Origin of the sequence: Actinomadura harenae (assembly GCF_003696215.1) — a bacterium.
GTDB lineage: Bacteria > Actinomycetota > Actinomycetes > Streptosporangiales > Streptosporangiaceae > Spirillospora > Spirillospora harenae.
This window is the reverse complement of record NZ_RFFG01000019.1, coordinates 80,526-100,285: the sequence shown is the minus strand read 5'-3', so window position 1 is coordinate 100,285 and position 19,760 is coordinate 80,526. Positions and strand designations below refer to the sequence as shown.

12 protein-coding genes are annotated in these 19,760 nt (G+C 72.1%); 10 read left to right on the top strand and 2 right to left on the bottom strand.

Going from position 1 to position 19,760, the window contains the following annotated elements; translation table 11 throughout:
- Window positions 1-19 precede the first annotated feature (19 nt).
- The 5 genes from EBO15_RS13395 to EBO15_RS13375 all read left to right on the top strand — a co-directional run bounded on the left by EBO15_RS13395 (window position 20) and on the right by EBO15_RS13375 (window position 6,506).
- Entirely contained in the window at window positions 20-1,027 is a 1,008-nt protein-coding gene (locus EBO15_RS13395) for a FecCD family ABC transporter permease (RefSeq protein WP_233616166.1), read from the top strand.
- Window positions 1,024-1,821: an ABC transporter ATP-binding protein gene (locus EBO15_RS13390; protein WP_122194688.1), complete on the top strand. Its 798-nt coding sequence runs from the start codon at window positions 1,024-1,026 to the stop codon at window positions 1,819-1,821. Before EBO15_RS13395 ends, EBO15_RS13390 begins: the two co-directional genes overlap by 4 nt.
- Window positions 1,818-2,465, top strand: a complete 648-nt coding sequence (locus EBO15_RS13385; RefSeq protein WP_325051906.1) for an adenosylcobinamide amidohydrolase — start codon at window positions 1,818-1,820, stop codon at window positions 2,463-2,465. The genes EBO15_RS13390 and EBO15_RS13385 overlap by 4 nt, the downstream gene beginning before the upstream one ends.
- A 283-nt stretch (window positions 2,466-2,748) precedes the next feature.
- Window positions 2,749-4,935 (top strand): vWA domain-containing protein, encoded by a 2,187-nt coding sequence (locus EBO15_RS13380; protein WP_122194687.1) that lies wholly within the window; start codon window positions 2,749-2,751, stop codon window positions 4,933-4,935.
- A 245-nt stretch (window positions 4,936-5,180) separates the two neighbouring features.
- Complete coding sequence (locus tag EBO15_RS13375; RefSeq protein WP_158628216.1) at window positions 5,181-6,506, top strand: extracellular solute-binding protein; 1,326 nt, start codon at window positions 5,181-5,183, stop codon at window positions 6,504-6,506.
- A gap of 19 nt (window positions 6,507-6,525) precedes the next feature.
- Here EBO15_RS13375 and EBO15_RS13370 read toward each other — a convergent pair whose 3' ends face one another.
- The gene (locus EBO15_RS13370; RefSeq protein ID WP_122194685.1) at window positions 6,526-7,092 is read right to left on the bottom strand and encodes an SACE_7040 family transcriptional regulator; all 567 of its coding nucleotides are present in this window, start codon (window positions 7,090-7,092) and stop codon (window positions 6,526-6,528) included.
- Between the two features lie 117 nt (window positions 7,093-7,209).
- On the opposite strand from EBO15_RS13370, the gene EBO15_RS13365 reads away from it, so the two are divergent.
- From EBO15_RS13365 to EBO15_RS13345, 5 genes are read left to right on the top strand one after another with little or no spacing between them, the layout of a single operon-like run.
- Window positions 7,210-8,802, top strand: a complete 1,593-nt coding sequence (locus EBO15_RS13365; protein WP_233616165.1) for a carboxyl transferase domain-containing protein — start codon at window positions 7,210-7,212, stop codon at window positions 8,800-8,802.
- A gap of 8 nt (window positions 8,803-8,810) precedes the next feature.
- On the top strand, window positions 8,811-10,760 hold the full coding sequence (locus tag EBO15_RS13360) for an acetyl/propionyl/methylcrotonyl-CoA carboxylase subunit alpha (RefSeq protein WP_122194683.1): 1,950 nt from the start codon (window positions 8,811-8,813) through the stop codon (window positions 10,758-10,760).
- Window positions 10,761-10,765: 5 nt separating this feature from the next.
- Window positions 10,766-11,686 carry a hydroxymethylglutaryl-CoA lyase gene (locus EBO15_RS13355; RefSeq protein WP_122194682.1) on the top strand — a complete coding sequence of 307 codons (921 nt, stop codon included), beginning with the start codon at window positions 10,766-10,768 and terminating at the stop codon, window positions 11,684-11,686.
- Window positions 11,687-11,689: 3 nt separating this feature from the next.
- Complete coding sequence (locus EBO15_RS13350; protein WP_122194681.1) at window positions 11,690-12,841, top strand: acyl-CoA dehydrogenase family protein; 1,152 nt, start codon at window positions 11,690-11,692, stop codon at window positions 12,839-12,841.
- 49 nt (window positions 12,842-12,890) lie between these two features.
- A complete protein-coding gene (locus EBO15_RS13345) occupies window positions 12,891-16,175 on the top strand; it encodes an NACHT domain-containing protein (RefSeq protein ID WP_122194680.1) in 3,285 nt (1,094 codons plus the stop codon).
- Here the strand turns inward: EBO15_RS13345 and EBO15_RS13340 are convergent.
- A complete protein-coding gene (locus EBO15_RS13340; protein ID WP_158628215.1) occupies window positions 16,168-19,431 on the bottom strand; it encodes a S8 family serine peptidase in 3,264 nt (1,087 codons plus the stop codon). The genes EBO15_RS13345 and EBO15_RS13340 overlap by 8 nt on opposite strands.
- Window positions 19,432-19,760 lie beyond the last annotated feature (329 nt).

Here is a 19,760-nt window from a genome sequence, read left to right as displayed (position 1 = left end):
GCTACGGCCCGTCCAGCTCGTGGTCGCGCTCGCCGTGCTGGCCGCGACGATGCTGGCCGCGCTGCTCGTCGGGGCGGCCGGCCTGCCCGTCTCCGGGGTGCTGAAGGCGCTCGCGGACACGATCCCGTTCGTGCACGTCGACTCGGGGCTCAGCGTGGTCGAGCACAACGTGCTCTTCGAACTGCGGCTTCCGCGCGTGCTGATGGCGGCGCTGGTCGGCGGGCTGCTCGCGATCGCGGGAGCCGGGTACCAGGGCGTCTTCCGCAACCCGCTCGCCGATCCGTACCTGCTCGGCGCGGCGGCCGGCGCCGGGGTGGGCGCGACGCTCGCGATCGTCGCACTGCCCGGATCGCCCGATTTCGCCGTGCCGGCGGCGGCGTTCACGGGCGCCATCACCGGCGTCCTGATGGCCTACGGGCTGGGCCAGGTGGCGTCGCGCGGCGGGCCCGGCGGCGGGACGGGCACGCTCGTCCTCGCCGGGGTCGCGGTGGCGAACTTCCTGTCGGCCGTCCAGACGTTCCTGCAGCAGGCGAACTCGCAGCAGCTCCAGAGGATCTTCGCGTGGATCCTCGGCGGCGTCGGCACGGCCGACTGGGGCCAGCTGCGGATGGTCGCGCCGTACGCGCTGATCGCGGTCGTCGTCCTGCTCACGCACGGCCGCCTGCTCGACGTCCTCGCGGTGGGCGACGAGGAGGCCACGACGCTCGGGATGTCGGCGGCGCGGGTGCGGCTGCTGGTCCTGCTCGCCGCCTCCCTCGCCACCGCCTGCGCCGTCGCGGTGAGCGGGCTGATCGCGTTCGTCGGGATCGTCGTCCCGCACCTGGTGCGGCGGCTCGCGGGCGGGTCCTACCGGATCGTCCTGCCACTGTCGCTGCTGGTGGGCGGCGCCTTCCTGGAGCTCGCCGACCTGGTCGCGCGGACCGTCGTCGCGCCCGCCGAGCTGCCGCTCGGCGTGGTCACGGCGTTCGTCGGCGGCCCCTTCTTCGTGCTCGTCCTCCGCGCGACCCGCAGACAGGTGGACGTATGACGGTCTCGGTGCGGGACCTGGACGTCGAGCTGGGCGGGCGCCGGGTGCTGCGGTCGGTCTCCCTGGAGGTCGCGGGCGGTTCCTGGACGGCGGTGATCGGCCCGAACGGCGCCGGGAAGTCGACGTTGCTGCGGGCCGTGCTCGGGTTGTGCGACGGGCGGGGCTCGGTCCAGGTGTCCGGACGGGACGTGCGCGCGCTGCGTCCCCGCCAGCGGGCACGGCTGGTCGCCTATGCCCCGCAGAGCCCGAAACTGCCGCCCGGGATGACCGTGTTCGACTACGCACTGCTCGGGCGTTCCCCCTACATCCCGCATTTCGGACGCGAGGGGGCGCACGACCGCTCGGTGACCGCCGAGGTGCTGGAGCGGCTCGACCTGTCGGGCCTGGCGGCGCGCGCTCTCGACCAGTTGTCGGGCGGTGAGCGCCAGCGGGTCGTGCTGGCCCGGGCGCTGGCCCAGCAGACGCCCGTCCTGCTCCTGGACGAGCCGACGACCGCGCTCGACATCGGCCACCAGCAGCAGGTCATGGAGCTGATCGACCGGCTGCGCCTCGCGGACGGCCTGACCGTCGTCTCGACGATCCACGACCTGACGCTCGCGGCGCAGTACGCGGACCGCCTGGTGCTGCTGTCGGACGGTGACGTCGCCGCGTCCGGCGCGCCCGCGGACGTGCTGACCCGCGAGACGGTCGCCGCCCATTTCGACGCGCACGTCAGCGTGGCCCATGATGCGGAGGGGCGCCCGCTGCTGGCGCTGGAACGTCCGAACCGTCCTGCCGGGGGAGCCGCCGGGTGAGAGTCGACCTGCACTGGCGCGAGGAGGACGGCGCGCGCCTGGCGGCCACGGTGTGGCGGCCGGGCGGCGGCCTCCGGATGATCTCGTCGGCGATGCTCGGCGGCGGCGTCACGTCCGCGCGGTGGGTGCTGAACGCGCAGGTCGCGGGCGGTTACTCGCGCATGGACCCGGTCGACCACCTCCATGAACTCGCCGCCGCGTACGGGCTCGAAGGACCGGGGGTCGGGATGCTGACCGCCGCGTCCGTCGAACGGACGCAGCGGGCCGGGGACGGCGGCGTGGAGGTGTCCGCGACCGTCGGGCTGCGGGTGCCGACGTGGGCGGCCGCCCCGGCCGGCGAGGACGACCCGGAGCTCGCCCCGATCCGGCTGGACGGCACGTTCCCGCGTCCCGGGACGATCAACATCGTCGTGTCCGTTCCCGTCCCGCTGACGGACGCCGCGCTGGTCAACGCGGTGATGACGGCGACCGAGGCCAAGTCCCAGGCGCTGATCGAGGCCGGTTACCAGGGCACCGGGACGGCGTCCGACGCGATCTGCGTGGCCGCGCCCGAACCGGCGGAGCGCGGGAGCCCGAGCCGTTCGCCGGTCCGCGCTCGGTCTGGGGCGCGCGGATCGCGCGGGCCGTCCACCAGGCCGTCCTGACCGGCGCGCACGACTACACGCTCCTCCTCGAGGCCCGCCGGAACACCGCCCGCTGATCTCCGGGAGGCAATCGCTCACGCCGAGGTTCCTCCACCGAACCGGAAACAAACGGCCGATCATGGTCGCGGATTTTCGGTCCGCGACCGCTTCGCGCTCACTACGCTGGGAGCGATTCGGCGACAGCAAGCGGTGACTGACGGCGTGGTGACCGATCGGGGCGGCACCCGCGCGACGGTCATCGGCAGCACGTGCCGTGCGGACGGCACGCGACGACGAGGCCAGGATGAACGGTCCGGAGACCGAGAGCACCCCGCCCCCCGGCGCGCACGGCCCGCCCCCGCCGGAGGAGCGCCGCACGCCCCTGCGGCGGTTCGCCGAGGTGACGGCGTACGAGCTGTGCTCGTCCGTTCTGATCGGCCTGCTGGTGAGCGCCTTCCACGGCATCTTCTGGCTGAACACGGTCGTCGCGCTCGCGGTGCTGGTGACCGTGTCGGTGCTGGTCTGGAGGTCGCATCCGGAGCGGGTGGGCAGCGTTCTCGGGGGCGCGACGACGACGCTGACGTGGGCGGCGAAGGGGCTGGCGTGCCTGCTCGCGGGCGCCCTGGTGATGGTGATCGTGCTGCTCACGGCATTCGGCGTCCGGGCGCTGCGGGACGCGGCGCAGCCGTGCGGGCAGCCGCTGGAGCTGCGCGTGATGTCCGCGCCGGAGATGCTGACGCCGCTGCGCGCGGCGGCGTCGGAGTTCGTCGCCGACCGCACCGACGGCGGGTGCCGCCGCTACACGGTCACGGTCGTCCCGGAGCCGGGCCCGGTCGCGCTCTACGACGCGTTCAGCCGGCTCTGGCGGCGCAGCGACACGGGCGACGACCAGCAGCTCCTCGGCCCCCAGCCGGACGTGTGGATCCCCGCGACCAGCGCCGAACTCGACTTCGTCCCGCACAGCGGGCAGGCGGACACCGGCGGCGGGCAGACGGGCATCGGCGGCGGACTGACGGGCACCCCCGGCGACCAGGCGGGCGGGACGCCGGGGCAGACGGGTGCGGGCGGCGATCCGCGTTTTCGGCTGCTCAGCCGTTCGCTCGGCACCTCGCCGATGGTGCTCGCCCTGTTCCCCAAGGCGGACACGGCGGTCGCGAGCCCCTACAGCGCGCCGCTCAAGGCGAGCACGAGCGCGTTGCTGGCACAGATCGCGCAGGCGGGCGTGAGACTGCGCGGGATAGCCCGTCCCGTCCCGGACACGTCGTCGGCCGCGCTGGAGGTCACCCCGGCCCTGTACGACGCGCGGCCGGGGGCGTCCCCGGCGGCGAACGAGAAGTTCGCGAGCCCGCCCGACCTCGTCGCGCCCGACGCGGTGACGCTGCTCTGCCGGTTCCGGGCGCAGGCCGCGCAGGGCGCCGACCCTCCGTCGGACGTCGCCGTGGCCGTCCCCGAGCAGGTGCTCGCCGACTACGACGCCGGACGGGCCCTCGGCGACCGCTGCGGACGGGCCGACGTGGCGTCGACCTCGAGCGCGCGCTGGCAGCTGCGCCCCTACTACGCGGTCGACCTGCCGACCATGGACTACCCGTTCGTCCAGCTGACCTGGCGCGGGCAGGACACGCGCGCACGCACCGACGCGATCGGCGACCTGCGGTCCTGGCTGTCGGGGCACCCGCTTGCCGAGCAGGGGCTCCGGGACGGCAACGGCGAGATCCCCGCGCCGCCGGAGGGCGACTCCTCGCACTTCTACCTGTCGCGCCTTCAGGGCATGGTCGGCGAGCGGGCGGTGCCGCCGGGCGTCCGGCTGAAGGGCGCGCCCGCGGTGCAGACCGCGCTGGACCGGCTCGCGGCCGCGCGCCCGAAGGTCGCGGCGACGCTGATGCTGGACGTCTCGGGCTCGATGGACCAGGCGGCCGGGTCGGTTCCGGCGGTCCGTCCGTCCCCGGCGGCGACGGGACCGGCGTCGGGAGGCACCCGCCTCAATCGGGCGGTGACGTTCCTGCAGAGCCTCGTTGAGCAGCTCCAGGGGTCCGACCGCGTCGGGCTCCAGGTGTTCTCGTCGTCCGCCGATCCGCGCAGTCCCGTGACGTTCGGCAACGTCCAGGCGCGGGACGCGCAGCCCGACCAGAAGGACCAGGTCGCCAACCAGCTCCAGGCGATCACGACGACCGGCGGTGACCTGGCGCTCCGCACCGCGATCTCCGGTGCGGGGCTGTCCAGCGGCCGGGAGGACCTGATCCTCGTCACGGACGGCGAGAGCGCGGGCAGCAATCCGGGCCTCTCGGGCACCGCCGCGTGGCTCGCCGGTCCGTTCCGCTCGGCCAACCCGAATCTGCGCCTCACGGTCGTCCTCACCGGTCCGGCGGGCTGCGGCACGGCGCACATCAAGCAGATCACGTCCGCGATGGGCCCCGGCCGCGGCAGCTGCGTCGCCCTTACCGGCGCCCCCGAACAGGAGCAGGCCGCCCAATTCCTTTCAGGACTGCGATGAACGGTGAAGAAGAGGAGCGCGACCGTCCGGCTCGTCCTCCGTCTCGTGACGGCGACCCGCCGGAGGCGTCCCGTCCTGAACGGGGCACACCGAACGGCTCGGGTGACCCCGTGCAGGAGAACGGTTCCGGAACGGGAGACGCCACCGGATCCGAGCGGAGACCCCCAGATGTGCCTCCGCCTTCTGGCGGGGAGACGCGCGCGCACGAGCCGAGGCATCACGGCACGCATTTCTCGCGCCGTGCCGTGCTGTTGTGCGCTTCCGTCGGAGCCCTCGCCGTCCTGGCGGCCGGGTTCGTGTCGCAGATCCATCCGAGCGCGCCCTACCACGCGCTCGCCGGGGACTGCGGACGCGACGACCTGGTGGTCGCGGGCGGGACGGACGTGAGCCTCAAGGCGCAGCGGCGCGCGCTGATCAAGCAGTGGAACGCCTCGTCCTACCCGGACGGGCGGCCGCACCGGCACGCGCGCCTGGTCGAGGTGTCCGACTCGACCGACCTGCAGCACAGCCAGCTCGCGGCGGTCGAGCAGTCCGGCGGCTGCGCCTACGACGTGCTGATCATGGACAACACGTGGACGGCGCAGTTCGCCCAAGCCGGATACCTCAGGAAGTTCACCAACCTGTCCGACACGGCCGACTTCATCCCAGCCGCGCTGCGCACCGGCCAGTGGCGCGGCGCCCAGTACGCGGTGCCGTTCAACGTGGACGTGGGCCTGCTCTACTACCACGAGGGCACGACACCGCCCACCACCTGGTCGGATCTCGTCGAGCAGGGGTACGACGCACAGCTCGCCGACTACGAGGGGCTGACCGTCAACGTCCTGGAGGACGTGTGGAACGACGGCGCCGCCCACGTCCTCACCGGTAACGCGCGCACGGACGAGAAGGCCCTGAGCTCTCGCGTCTACCCCGCGATCCGCCGCCTCACCGCGAGGGTCCAGACATCGCTCAAGACGTCACGCCAGTATCAGGAGCAGGACGCCATCACCGCGTTCGCCAACGGTGACAAGCTGATGCGGAACTGGCCGTACGCGTTCTCCGCGCTCGCCACGGAGCCGCGCATGCGCGCGAGCGGAGACCGCCTGCTGTTCCATGTCGCGCCGCTTCCCGGGCACACCGTGCTCGGCGGGCAGAACCTCGCGATCTCGGCCCACTCCCCCAGCCCCGGTGCGAGCGCCGACCTCGTGCGTTACCTCTCCGGGACGGCGGCCCAGCGCCAGCTGTTCTCCTGTGGAGGCTTCGCGCCCGCGCGGTACTCGGCGCTCGGTCTGACGCCCGCCGAACGGTCGCCCGCGGACGTCCAGGCGCGATCGTGTTCCGCGCTGACGGGCCGTCCGCCCGCGCCGGGCGATCCGGATCTGCCGAACCAGCAGCAGCTCACCGAGCTGGGCCAGGCCGTCGTGACGGCCCTGGGCCGGGCGCTGCCGCGTCCGGAGACCGAGCACTACCCGACGTTCTCCGCGACGTTCCGCGAGTGCTCGAACAAGATCTTCGACGGGACGGCCGGGGGCGCCGACTCGTTCGCGCACGACGTCGCCAAGGCGCTCAACGGCCGCCCGTCCTCCTGCTAGCGCTCTGTCCGCCCTCCCGCTAACAGCAGAGGGCGGCGCGCGCCATCGTGTGCAGGAGCGCGGCCATGGCCGGGCGGTCGAGCCCGGTCGCGCTGTGGGGCGTGGAGTTGAGCAGGCCGAAGCAGGCGTGGACGGCGGCGCGGATCCGCTGCTCCGGCTCGTCCGGACGCAGGCGGCGCAGGACGGCGACCCATTCCTCGACGTAGGCGCGCTGGACGCGCCGGACCTGGTGGCGCTGGGGCTCGGGCACGTTGTCGAGCTCGCGTTCGTGCACGGTGATCAGCGCGGGGTTGTCGAGCGCGAACGAGATGTGCCAGTCGAGCAGGGCGTCCAGGGCCGCGGACGGGTCCGGCGCGGCGGCCCGGCGGGTCCCCTCGTCGCGCAGCCGCTCGCTGATGTCGACGAGGATCTCGGCGAGGACGGCGTCCTTGCCCCGGAAGTGCCGGTAGAGGGCGGGCCCGGTGAGGCCCAGGGCGCCGCCGAGGTCGCCGATGGACGTGCCGTGGTAGCCGCGCCGGGCGAACAGGTCGGCGGCCGCCGCGAGGATCTCGGCCCTGCGCGGGCTGGCCGGGCGCGCGTCGGTCATGATGGGAGTGTAGACGAACCTTGTTAATGAGCGTTAACATCGCACTTGTTAATGAGCATTAACTCCACGAGGGCGGGTGATGACCGGGTGAGCGGGAGCGGAACCGGATCCGGGCCTGTGCTGGGCACGCGCGCCGATCCGGCGGGCGAGGCCTTCAAGGCCAACGCCGCGCACAACGAGGCCCTGGCCGCCGAGCTGCGCGACCGGCTGGACACCGCCGCGCGCGGAGGGCCGGAGCGGGCCCGCGAGCGGCACGTCAAGCGCGGCAAGCTGCTGCCCCGCGACCGGGTGGACACGCTGCTCGACCCGGGCTCGCCGTTCCTGGAGCTGTCCCCGCTCGCCGCGACCGGCATGTACGGGGACGACGCGCCGGGCGCGGGCATCATCACCGGCGTCGGGCGGGTCAGCGGGCGCGAGTGCGTGGTCGTCGCGAACGACGCGACCGTCAAGGGCGGCACCTACTACCCGATGACGGTCAAGAAGCACCTGCGCGCGCAGGAGGTCGCCCTCCACAACCGCCTCCCGTGCGTCTACCTGGTCGACTCGGGCGGCGCGTTCCTGCCGAAGCAGGACGAGGTCTTCCCCGACCGCGAGCACTTCGGCCGCATCTTCTACAACCAGGCCACCATGTCCGGGCACGGCATCCCGCAGATCGCGGCGGTGCTCGGGTCCTGCACGGCGGGCGGCGCGTACGTCCCGGCGATGAGCGACGAGGCGGTGATCGTCCGGAACCAGGGGACGATCTTCCTCGGCGGCCCGCCGCTGGTGAAGGCCGCGACCGGCGAGGTCGTCACGGCCGAGGAACTCGGCGGCGGCGAACTGCACTCGCGGATCTCCGGCGTCACCGACCACCTCGCGGAGAACGACGCGCACGCGCTGTCGATCGTCCGGAACATCGTCGGCACGCTCGGCCCGCGCGAGGCGCGCCCCTGGACGAGCGCCGACCCCGCCGAGCCCCTGTTCTCCCCGGACGAGCTGTACGGCGTCGTCCCCCCGGACGCCCGCACCCCCTACGACGTCCGCGAGGTCATCGCCCGCGTCGTGGACGGCTCCCGGTTCCAGGAGTTCAAGAAGGAGTTCGGGACGACCCTGGTCACCGGGTTCGCGCACATCCACGGGCACCCGGTCGGGATCATCGCCAACAACGGCATCCTGTTCGCCGAGTCGGCCCAGAAGGGCGCGCACTTCATCGAGCTGTGCGACCAGCGCAGCATCCCGCTGGTGTTCCTGCAGAACATCACCGGGTTCATGGTCGGCCGCGAGTACGAGGCGGGCGGCATCGCCAAGCACGGCGCCAAGATGGTCACGGCCGTCTCGTGCGCGCGCGTGCCGAAGTTCACCATCGTCATCGGCGGCTCCTTCGGCGCCGGCAACTACGCGATGTGCGGACGGGCGTACTCGCCCCGCTTCCTCTGGATGTGGCCGAACGCCCGGATCTCGGTCATGGGCGGTGAGCAGGCCGCGAGCGTCCTGGCCACCGTCCGGCGCGACCAGCTCGGCGACGCCTGGTCGGCCGAGGACGAAGAGCTGTTCAAGGCGCCGATCCGCGAGCAGTACGAGGACCAGGGCAACCCGTACTACTCCACGGCCCGGCTGTGGGACGACGGCGTCATCGACCCGCGCGACACGCGCCGGGTGCTGGGTCTCGCGCTGTCGGCCGCGGCGAACGCGCCGCTGGAGCCGGTCGGCTACGGCGTCTTCCGGATGTGAGGGACGAGATGTTCGAAAGCGTTCTGGTCGCCAACCGGGGCGAGATCGCCGTCCGGGTGTTCCGCACCGCGCGGCGGCTCGGGCTGCGCACGGTCGCGGTCCACACGGCGGGCGACACCTTCCACACGGCCCACGCGGACGAGGCCGTCGAGATCCCGTCCTACCTGTCCATCGAGGCCGTGCTGGACGCGGCGCGCGCGAGCGGCGCGTCCGCGATCCACCCGGGTTACGGGTTCCTCGCGGAGAACACGGCCTTCGCGCGCGCGTGCGAGGACGCCGCTGTCGTCTTCGTCGGCCCGCCCGCGTCCGCGATCGACGCGATGGGCGACAAAATCCGCGCGAAGCGGACCGTCGCGGCGGCCGGCGTCCCGGTCGTCCCCGGACGGGACGAGGCGGGCCTGTCCGACGAGGAGCTCGAGGCCGCCGCGCTGGAGGTCGGCCTCCCGGTCCTGCTGAAGCCGTCCGCGGGCGGCGGCGGCAAGGGCATGCGGCTCGTCCGGACGGCCGAGGAGCTGCCGGAGGCGATCGCGTCCGCGCGGCGCGAGGCCCGCACGTCCTTCGGGGACGACACGCTGCTCGCCGAGCGGTTCGTCGAGAACCCCCGGCACATCGAGATCCAGGTCTTCGCCGACGCCCACGGCAACGCCGTCCACCTGGGCGAACGCGAGTGCTCGCTGCAACGCCGGCACCAGAAGATCCTCGAGGAGGCGCCGTCGCCGCTGCTGTCGCCCGAGGCGCGGGCGCGGATGGGCGAGAGCGCCGTCGCGGCGGCCCGCGCGGTCGGCTACGTCGGCGCGGGCACGGTCGAGTACATCGTCTCGGCCGACCGTCCCGACGAGTACTTCTTCATGGAGATGAACACCCGCCTCCAGGTCGAGCATCCGGTCACCGAGCTGGTCACGGGACTTGACCTGGTCGAACTCCAGCTCCGCGCCGCCTCCGGCGAGCCGCTGCCGTTCGGCCAGCGGGACGTGGAGCTGAACGGGCACGCCGTCGAGGCGCGCGTGTACGCCGAGGATCCGGCGCGCGGCTTCCTCCCGACCGGCGGCCGCGTCCTGGCGCTGTCGTCCGGCTCGGACGCCCGCGTCGACTCCGGCATCGAGATCGGCACGGTCGTCGGCGGCTCGTTCGACCCGATGCTGTCCAAGGTCATCGCCTGGGCGCCGGACCGCGCCGCCGCGCTGACCGGCCTCGACCGGGCGCTCAGCGCGTACGACCTGCTGGGCGTCACGACGAACGTGGCGTTCCTGCGGCGGCTGCTGTCCGAGCCGTCGGTCGCGTCCGGCGATCTGGACACGGGCCTGGTCGAGCGGTCCCTGGACGCGCTGACCGACGGCCTGCGCGACGTCCCGGACGAGGTCCTGGCCGCCGCCGCGCTGGAGCGGATGCTCTCCCTGGAGACCGGCGACGCCGACCCGTGGGCCATCCCGGACGGCTGGCGTCCCGGACGTCCGGCCTGGACGCCCTGGCTCATCACCCCGGCCGGATCGGATCCGGTCGAGGTACGTGTGCAAGGCCGCGCGTCCGCCGCACAGGTCATCGTCGGCGAAGGCGAGCCCGTACGGGCTTCTCTCCGCAGCGACGGTTCCGAGCTGGTCCTGATCTACGGCGGCCGGACGATCCGTTTCTCGTGCGCGCGCGATGACAGCACCCTGTGGCTGGGACGCGGCGGACGGACCTGGGCCCTGGCCGAACACGAACGCGCCGAGAGCACCGGCGTGTCCGCCGTCACCGGCGACGGCGTCCTGCGCAGCCCGATGCCCGGGACGGTTCTCGCCGTGAAGGCCGCCGAAGGCGACGAGGTCGAGGAGGGCCAGCCGCTCGTCGTCGTCGAGGCCATGAAGATGGAGCACACCGTCACCGCGCCGCGCGCCGGAGTGGTGACGTCCCTGCCGGTCCGCACCGGGTCCCAGGTCGCCCTGGACGAGGTGCTGGCCGTGATCGAGTCGGAGGACTGAGGCAGATGCGCGTTCCGCTCGACAGGCTTCCCGAGCGCGTCACCGTCTATGAGGTCGGCCCGCGCGACGGGCTGCAGAACGAGAAGTCGATCGTCCCGGTCGACGTCAAGGCCGAGTTCATCACCCGGCTCGCCGACGCCGGGCTGACCACGATCGAGACCACCTCGTTCGTCCACCCCAAGTGGATCCCGCAGCTCGCCGACGCCGAGGACCTGCTCGGCGTGCTGCCCCGCGACCCGCTCAACCGGTACCCGGTGCTGGTGCCGAACGAGCGCGGGCTCGACCGGGCCCTGGCCAACGGCGTCACCGAGATCGCGATCTTCGGGTCGGCGACCGAGACGTTCGCCCAGCGCAACCTGAACCGCACGATCGACGAGTCCCTGGCGATGTTCGAGCCGGTCGTCCGGCGCGCGCGCGACGAGGGCCTGTGGGTGCGCGCCTACGTGTCGATGGTGTGCGGCGACCCGTGGGAGGGCGACGTCCCGCTCGCCCAGGTCGCGTCCGTCGCGCGCCGCCTGATGGACCTCGGCTGCTCCGCGCTGAGCCTCGGCGACACCATCGGCGTCGGCACGCCCGGCCAGGTCACGGCGCTGATCGGCGAGGTCGTCGGCGCCGGGATCCCGCTGGACCGGATCGCCGTCCACTTCCACGACACCTACGGGCAGGCCCTGGCGAACACGCTCGCCGCGCTCCGCGCCGGGGTCACCGTCGTGGACGCGTCGGCGGGCGGCCTCGGCGGCTGCCCGTTCGCCGAGGTCGCCACCGGCAACCTCGCCACCGAGGACCTGGTCTGGATGCTCGACGGCCTCGGCATCGAGACCGGCGTCGACGTGCGCAAACTCGCCCAGACGAGTCTCTGGATGGCCGACCGGCTCGGCCGCCCGTCCCCCTCCCGCGTCGTCCAGGCGCTCGCGCCCAAGGAGTAACCGATGATCGACTTCACGCTGTCCGACGAGCAGGAGGAGCTGCGCCGCACCGTCGAGCGCTTCGCCCGCGAGACCGTCGCCCCCGTCATCGGCGACCTGTACGAGCGCGGCGAGTTCCCGTACGAGATCGTCGACGGGATGGGCAAGATGGGGCTGTTCGGCCTGCCGTTCCCGGAGGAGTACGGCGGCATGGGCGGCGACTACTTCACGCTCTGCCTGGCCCTGGAGGAGCTCGCGCGCGTCGACTCGTCCGTCGCGATCACGCTGGAGGCCGGCGTCTCGCTCGGCGCGATGCCCATCTACCGGTTCGGCTCCGAGGCGCAGAAGCGCGAGTGGCTGCCGAGGCTGACCACGGCCGAGCGGCTGGCGGCGTTCGGCCTGACCGAGCCCGGCGGCGGCACGGACGTCCCCGGCGGCATGCGCACCACCGCCCGCCTGGACGGTGACCACTGGGTCATCAACGGCTCGAAGGCGTTCATCACCAACTCCGGCACCGACATCACCGCGTTCGTGACCGTCACGGCCTACACCGGCGACAACGAGATCTCCACGATCCTCGTCCCGAACGGCACGCCCGGCTTCACCGTCGGCCGCAAGTACTCCAAGGTCGGCTGGTCCGCCTCGGACACGCGCGAGCTGTCGTTCGACGACGTCCGCGTCCCGGCGGAGAACCTCGTCGGCGAGCGCGGCCGCGGCTACGCCCAGTTCCTCCGCATCCTGGACGAGGGCCGCATCGCGATCGCCGCGCTGTCGGTCGGCCTCGCCCAGGGCTGCGTGGACGAGTGCCTGCGCTACGTCCGCGAGCGCGAGGCGTTCGGCCGCGAGATCGGCCGCTACCAGGCCATGCAGTTCAAGATCGCCGACATGGAGATGCGCGCGCACACCGCGCGCCTCGCCTACTACGCGGCCGCGGCCAAGATGCTCAAGGGCGAGCCGTTCAAGAAGGAGGCCGCGATCGCCAAGCTCGTGGCGTCCAACGCGGCGATGGACAACTCCCGCGACGCCACGCAGATCTTCGGCGGCTACGGCTTCATGAACGAGTACGCCGTCGGCCGGTTCTACCGCGACGCGAAGATCCTCGAGGTCGGCGAGGGGACGAGCGAGGTGCAGCGCATGCTCATCGCCCGCGCCCTCGGCCTGCCCGCCTCCTTCTGAGGCACGAAACACCCAACATCGGCCCAACTCGGCGGGCGATACTGATCGAATGTCCGTCGAGTTGGCCGCCGTGGGCGTCGGCAAGTCCGTAGCGAAACTCGTCCTCGGCCGTGTGCTCTCCGGCCGGACGTCCCGTCTCGACCGCTCGTCCGACCTGGTCGACCTCATCAAGGTCGGCTACGCGGACGAGCTGAGGCGCCGCAAGGCCGTCTCGCAGTTCGAGGACATCGCGACCGCCGTCGCCGACCGCCTGCTGAAGTTCTGCCGCGCCGAGTACCGCGGCCTCACCGACGGCGACCGCGAGGCGGTGCTGGCCCAGGTCGTCCTCACTCTGGACAAAGCCGACCTGTCCGACACGGCCCTGATGGCGGACGACGCCGACCCGGTCAAACTGGCCCGCCGCCTGCGGCGCACGCTCCCCGCCCGCGAGGCGTCCTTCCAGCTCGGCGACGCGGGCGGACGCCTCTACGACGTGGTGCTGGACGAATGCTGCGACTGCCTGGCCCGCGTCCTCACCCACCTCCCCCAGTTCGCGCCCCGCGCCTCCGCCGAGACACTCTCCCGGCTCTCCGGCCTGGCCGAACAGGTCGAAACCCTCCTGGCGCGCATGCCCGCCCGATCCCTGACCGCTCCCGAGGGAATGGGCGAGGACGACGAGTTCGCCCGCCGCTACCTGTCGTCCCTGAGCGAGACCCTCGACACGCTCGAACTGTTCGGCGTCCGCTTCGAACGGATGAGCCGCCCCAGAACAAGCCTCAGCGTCGCCTACATCAGCCTGAACGTCTCCCAGGAGCACGACAGGGCGCGCCATCGACAGGAACCCGTCCCGCGCGCCGAATGGCGTGAGGAACGCACCAGCGGAACCGTCCGCATCGAGACCGCCCTCAAGGACCACCGCCTCCTCCTCGTGCGCGCGGAAGCGGGAGGCGGCAAAAGCACCCTGCTCCGATGGCTCGCCATAGCAGCCGCCCGCGGATCCTTCTCGGACGAGCTCGCCGAATGGCGCGGCCTCGTCCCCTTCCTCATCAAGCTCCGCAGCCACGCGGGCGGAAGACTCCCCTCCCCCGAAGAGTTCCTGGACGACACGGCCGGGAACCTCGCCGGCCTCATGCCGCGCGGCTGGGTCCACCGCGTCCTGTCGTCCGGCCGTGCCCTCGTCCTCGTGGACGGCGTGGACGAGGTGACCACTTCGCAGCGCCAGGCCGTCCGCGAATGGGTCGGCCGCCTGGCGAACGACTTCCCCGGCGTCCGCGTCATCGTCACCTCGCGTCCCGCCGCCGCGGCCGCCGACTGGCTTCGCGCCGAAGGCTTCGGCACCGCCTTCCTCGAACAGCTCGGCCCCGCCGACCTGCGCGAACTCATCAACCACTGGCACTCGGCCGTCCGCGACTGCGACGACCTCCCCTGCGAACCCGAACGCCTCCCCGGCTACGAGTCCCGCCTCCTGGCACGTTTCGAAGCGGCCCCGCACCTGCGCACCCTGGCGTCCACACCCCTCCTGGCCGCCATGCTCTGCGCCCTGAACCTGGACCGCGAATCCCTCCCCCGCGACCGCATGGGCCTGTACTCGGCCGCACTGGACCTCCTCCTGGAGACCCGCGACGCCAAACGAGGCGTCCCGAGCGCCCAGGCCGTCGCCCTGGAGAAGGACCAGAAGATCCGCATCCTGCGCGACCTGGCCTGGAGCCTGTCCACCAGCAACCGCGTGGAACTCCCGAAACCGATGGTCGAACGCCTCATCGCCGACCGCCTGGCCGCGATGCCCAAGGTCGGGGCGAACGCCGCCGACGTCCTGGACGCGCTCCTCCAGCGCAGCGGCGTGCTCCGCGAGCCCGTCCCGGGCCGCATCGACTTCGTCCACCGGACCGTCCAGGAGTACCTGACCGCGCAGCACGCGGCCGACATCGGCGACATCGACCTGCTCGTCCGCGAGGCCCACCGCGACCAGTGGCGCGAGACCGTCATCATGGCCGCGGGCCACGCCAACGAACCCCTCCGCCGCGACCTCGTCACCGGCCTGCTCACCCGCATCGACACCGAACCCCGCCGAGCCCGGCGCCTGAAACTCCTCCTGGTCTCCTGCCTGGAGACCCTCCCCGCCGTCCCGCCCGACCTGCGCCCCGCCTTCGACCGCTGCCTGAAGGAACTCGTCCCGCCCCGAGACGAAGCCGCCGCCCGCTCCCTCGCCACCGCCGGCGAACCCGTCCTGGACGCCCTCCCCGACTCCGTCGAGAACCTGTCCCCCACGGTCGCGCAGGCGACGATCAAGACCGCCTGGCTGATCAACGGCCCCGGAGCACTACGCCTCCTCGGCGGCTACGCCACCGACACCCGGTTCGAGGTGACGGCCGGGCTGACCGAGGCCTGGGGTTACTTCGACGACTCGGAGTACGCCGACCGCGTGGTGCGGTTCATTCCACAAGACGTGCGGATACGAGTCGACACGCGTGGACAGTTGGAAGCACTCCACGGTCTCCCACCCCGCGAGCAACTGAACGTCTACGTTCAGGACTCCGCCGAGCTCGACCTCCTTCAGCACCACAGCTCCACACTCACCGACCTTCAGATCTACGGCCCGTCAATGGAGAAGGTCGACCCCGCGCGCCTCCTCGCCATGCCACACCTCGAAGGCTTCACCCTGGGCGCGGATCTTCCCGTGGAATCACTCGTTCTCCTTCAGAAGATGCCGGCGCTCAAGCGCCTTCACCTCTGGAACTGCAAATCCCTCACCGACTACTCGCGGCTACAGAGCTACAAGCACCTGACCTCGCTCGTCCTCAACGACGCCCGATTCCTTGAACGCACCGAGCAACTGCCTCCACTCACCGAGCTCTCACACCTCGGGCTGACCGGAGCCGCGTCCGAGAACGTGGTCCGCTTCGCCGTCGCCGAGGCCCACCACCTGATAACCCTGGATCTGAGCGACTCCGCATGGCTGGAAGACCTGGGCTTCCTCACCGGACTTCCTCTCCGAACCCTCACCCTCGACAACTGCCACCGGCTGCGCGATTTCGGCCACATCGGCACTTTCACCAGCCTGGTCACCTTGAGCATGGAGGGGACGAGCGTCGCCGAGTTCGCCTGGACGCATGAACTCTCGCACCTCAAGAACCTCTGGCTTCGCAATTGCCCCGACCTCGGGGATCTCACTCCGCTCGCCTCCCTCCCGCGGCTTCGCACGGTCTATTTCAACCGCAGTTCCGGTAAGGCCCTCGACCTCACCCCTTTCGCATCGTGCCGGGCACTGACCGTCTACATCTCCGAAGGCCAGCCGGTGATCGGCGGCGAGCGCCTGGGACGCCGCCTGAAGAAATGGTCCGCGGACGTCAGCTGAGGCCGTAGGCGCGGATGACGGTCTGCTTCAGGGAGGTTCCCTCGTCGTTGGAGACGTTGATGCGAAGCGAGACGTAGCCGCCCGCGTTGGACGGGTGGGTCAGGGACGCCTTCCAGCGGTCGTCGCCGGTCGGCGTCACTTTGGCGGGCTGCCATGTCTTGCCGTCGTCATAGGACGCCTCGACGGTGGCGTGGGTGAGACGCGGCGGCGAGGTGGGTGCGTTCAGGGGACCGGGCGTGATGCGCAAGGCCAGGTTGAACGGAGTTCCGGCCGGGGCGCGGTTGTTCCGGTTGAAGGCCCCCTCGGTACGGACGGCGAACATGGGCGGTTCCTCCATGGCCGCCATGGTCGGGGTGTAGGGGAAGGTCCACTCGGTCTCGGAGTGGGTGCCGAGGCTCGTCCAGGAGGCGTTGCGATCCGCGGTCGAGCGGACGGTGTAGCGCCCCTCACCCGGCGGCGTGGTCACCCAGGCGGCCGTGGAGTCCTGCGCTCCCAGCAGTTCGCCGTTGCGCCACACCTCGGTCTTCGCGGTCAGCGGGCTGCTCTGCGCATCCCTGCCGTCGGACGAGACGAAGGGGTATGCCGAGAATGCCATCGGGCTGTTCTTGAACTTGCGGATTCCACCACCGACCGAGCCCAGCGCGGCGATGTTCCAGTGATAGGTCGTGCGCCCCGGCCTGTCCGTGGACGGTCTGGTCCCGACTTCGAAGGGGCCTCCGTCGTTCGCCGTCGCCTCCAGGTAGCGGCCCCAGCGCAAGCCGGGGGACGCGGTGTAGAGCTCGACCCTCCGGCCGGGCATGGGAACGGAGTAGGTGCTGTACCCCGCCCCGAAGATGACGCCCGGGACCTTCGCGAAGGTCGTGCGCAGGCCGGTGAGCGGACGGTCGGAGTGGTACGTCGACTCGACCGCCGCGAGCTGCGCGTCCGCGACCTGGTACTCCAGGTCGCCCGGGATCCGGTGATCGACGAGGCGCTGCAGGTGGTAGGCCCGGGGCCCGTTGGGCTCGACCAGGTTCGCCACCTGGTAGAAGCCGTACTGGCGTCCGGCGACCTCCTTGGTGGGCATGGCGGAGAGGCCGGACGTGCCCTCGACGCCCACTCCGAACGACTGCTGGAAGCCCGCCACCGTCTCGGTGACGCCGATCTCGTCGGTGCCGGCGCGCACGGCTGTCTTACTGTCCACCCGGACCGCGACCCGCCTGGCCTGGCGGGCGTCGGCGGTGATCGCCACGTCGCGGTCGCCCACGACCACCTCGGGGTAGACGAACAACGCGTAGTCCTCCTGCCCGGTGGGGACCACGGCCTGCACCGAGTACCGCCCGGCGGGCACCCGCGCCACCACACCGTTACCGCTGTAGTAGTTGTCGACCAGTTCACTCGTGGCCAGGTTGGTCAGGGACATCCACGGCAGGGTCTCCATGCTCGTCCCCGCCGGGTTCCCGTTGCGGTCGATCCCGGTCAGCCGGATCTCGTGCGCCGGGGCCTGCCGGACGCCGCCGACGGCCAGGTGCACCGCCTCTTCGCTTCCGCGCGTGGCCGTCAGGCCGCCGCTGTACCGGCCCAGGGCTCCCTTCGCGGGGTCGACCGAGACCGTGGCCTCGGCGCTGCCGCCGGCGGGGACGTCCAGCACGGCGGGGCTGACGCCGAACATGCCGGAGGGCGCGTCCGCGCCGTCCGGGCCGGTGACCTTCAGCGCCAGGTCCAGCCGCACGGGCGCGTCACCCTCGTTGCGGAACCGGACGCGCTGGGTCGAGGCCGCCCCCGTCAGGTCGAACGAGAGGCTGCCCTGGTCGGCGAAGACCTTGGCCGCCGAGGCCCGGCCGACGTCGATCCGGCCCGTCCCCTGGGCGAACGCCGAGACGCCGTCCTTCGGCTTGGCCGTCCCCATCAGCGCGGCCTTGATCTGGGCGGCCGTCCATCCGGGGTGCTCCTGGACCAGGAGGGCGGCGGCCCCCGCCGCGTGCGGGGCGGCCATCGAGGTGCCGCTCAGCTTCGTGTAGTGGTCGTCCACGGGCTCACCGAGCGAGGTGCCCGCCGCCCGCGCCGCGGTGATGCCGACGCCCGGAGCGATCACGTCGGGCTTGATCGCGCCGTCGCCGATGCGCGGCCCCCGGCTCGAGAAGTCGGCGACGGCGTCGTCGGCGTCCGCGGCTCCGACGGTCAGCGCCGACGCGGCGATCCCGGGAGCCAGAACCGCGTGGTCCGCTCCGTCGTTCCCGGCCCCGACGACGAACAGCGTGCCGGTGCCGGCCGTGAGCTCGTCCGCCGCCGCCGACAGCGGGTCGGTGCCGTCGCTGGGGACGTATCCGCCGACGCTCATGTTCACCACGCGGACGTGCTGCTGGGAGATCCAGTCCATGCCCGCGATGAGGTTCGAGAAGCTGCCCGAGGCGTTCTCGTCCAGCACCTTGCCCACGACGAGCCGGGCATCCGGCGCGACGCCCCGGTACTTGGTGTCGGCGACGCCGTCCCCGGTGATGATCGAGGCCACGTGCGTTCCGTGCCCGTTGCCGTCACGGACGTTCCCGGAGCCGGTGAAGTCGCGCTCCGCCACCACGGAACCGGCCAGGTCCGGATGGGTGGCGTCGATGCCGGTGTCCAGGATGCCCACCGTCACGTTCTTGCCGGTGAACCCGGCCTTCCATGCCGCCGGCGCGCCGATCCGCGGGACGCTCTTGTCGAGCGTCGCGTGCACCTTGCCGTCCAGCCACACATGGGCGATCCCGGGGGCGAGCGTCCGCTTACCGCCTGTCAGGGACTGCCATACCGACGCCGCCTGGTCCTTCCGCGCGGTGATCGCCGTCCCGTTCAGTGCCGCCAGTGGCCGGACGTCGCGCGCGCCCGCGGGGGCCACGGCCCGGGTCTTGGGCGTCCCGCCGACGATCAGCGGGACGTCCTTCCTGGCCGAGTCCCCGTATCCCTCCTTCAGCAGCCGGGTCACGTTGAACAGCGCGGGGTCGACCCGGCCCGCCATGACCAGCGGAGCGACGTCGGCCGGGATGACCGACAGCTCCCCCGCCCGGGCCTTCCGGTAGAAGGCGATGTTCCTCCGCCCCTCACCCGCCTCCACCCGGACGAGCCGCTCCCCGTCCGAACCGGTCACCACGTGCACGCGGTCGCCCGTCACCAGCGTCAGGACGGCGTCCCGCCCTCCTGGTCCCGCGGTCTCCCCGGCGAACGCCGGCGTCCCTCCACCGGGCGGCACGATCGCCGCCCCCAACACGAGTGCGACCGCACCCCTGGCCCATCGCCTCATCGGCCGGGCTCCTCTCTGATCGTCGATCACCGGGTAGTGGTCCGGAAGCGACGGATGTTTCAGGAGAGACCGGAACATCACGGGCTGTGAGCACGCGCGCACCCTCGCGGCAGAGTGAGGGTGCGGTGTAGCGAAGGTCACACTCCTCTCGACCCGCCCTGAGGTCGGAGGACGTCGTGACCTGTCAGAAGTGTCGTACGTCGCTGGAATACTCCGGGAACCTGCCGGGTTAAATGGTTCGCGAAAGTGTCAGTGACTGCACTATTTTGGCGCGGTCGATCCCCCGGACCACCCCGTGTCCGTTCACGCCGCCCGTGCGCGCGGGCCCA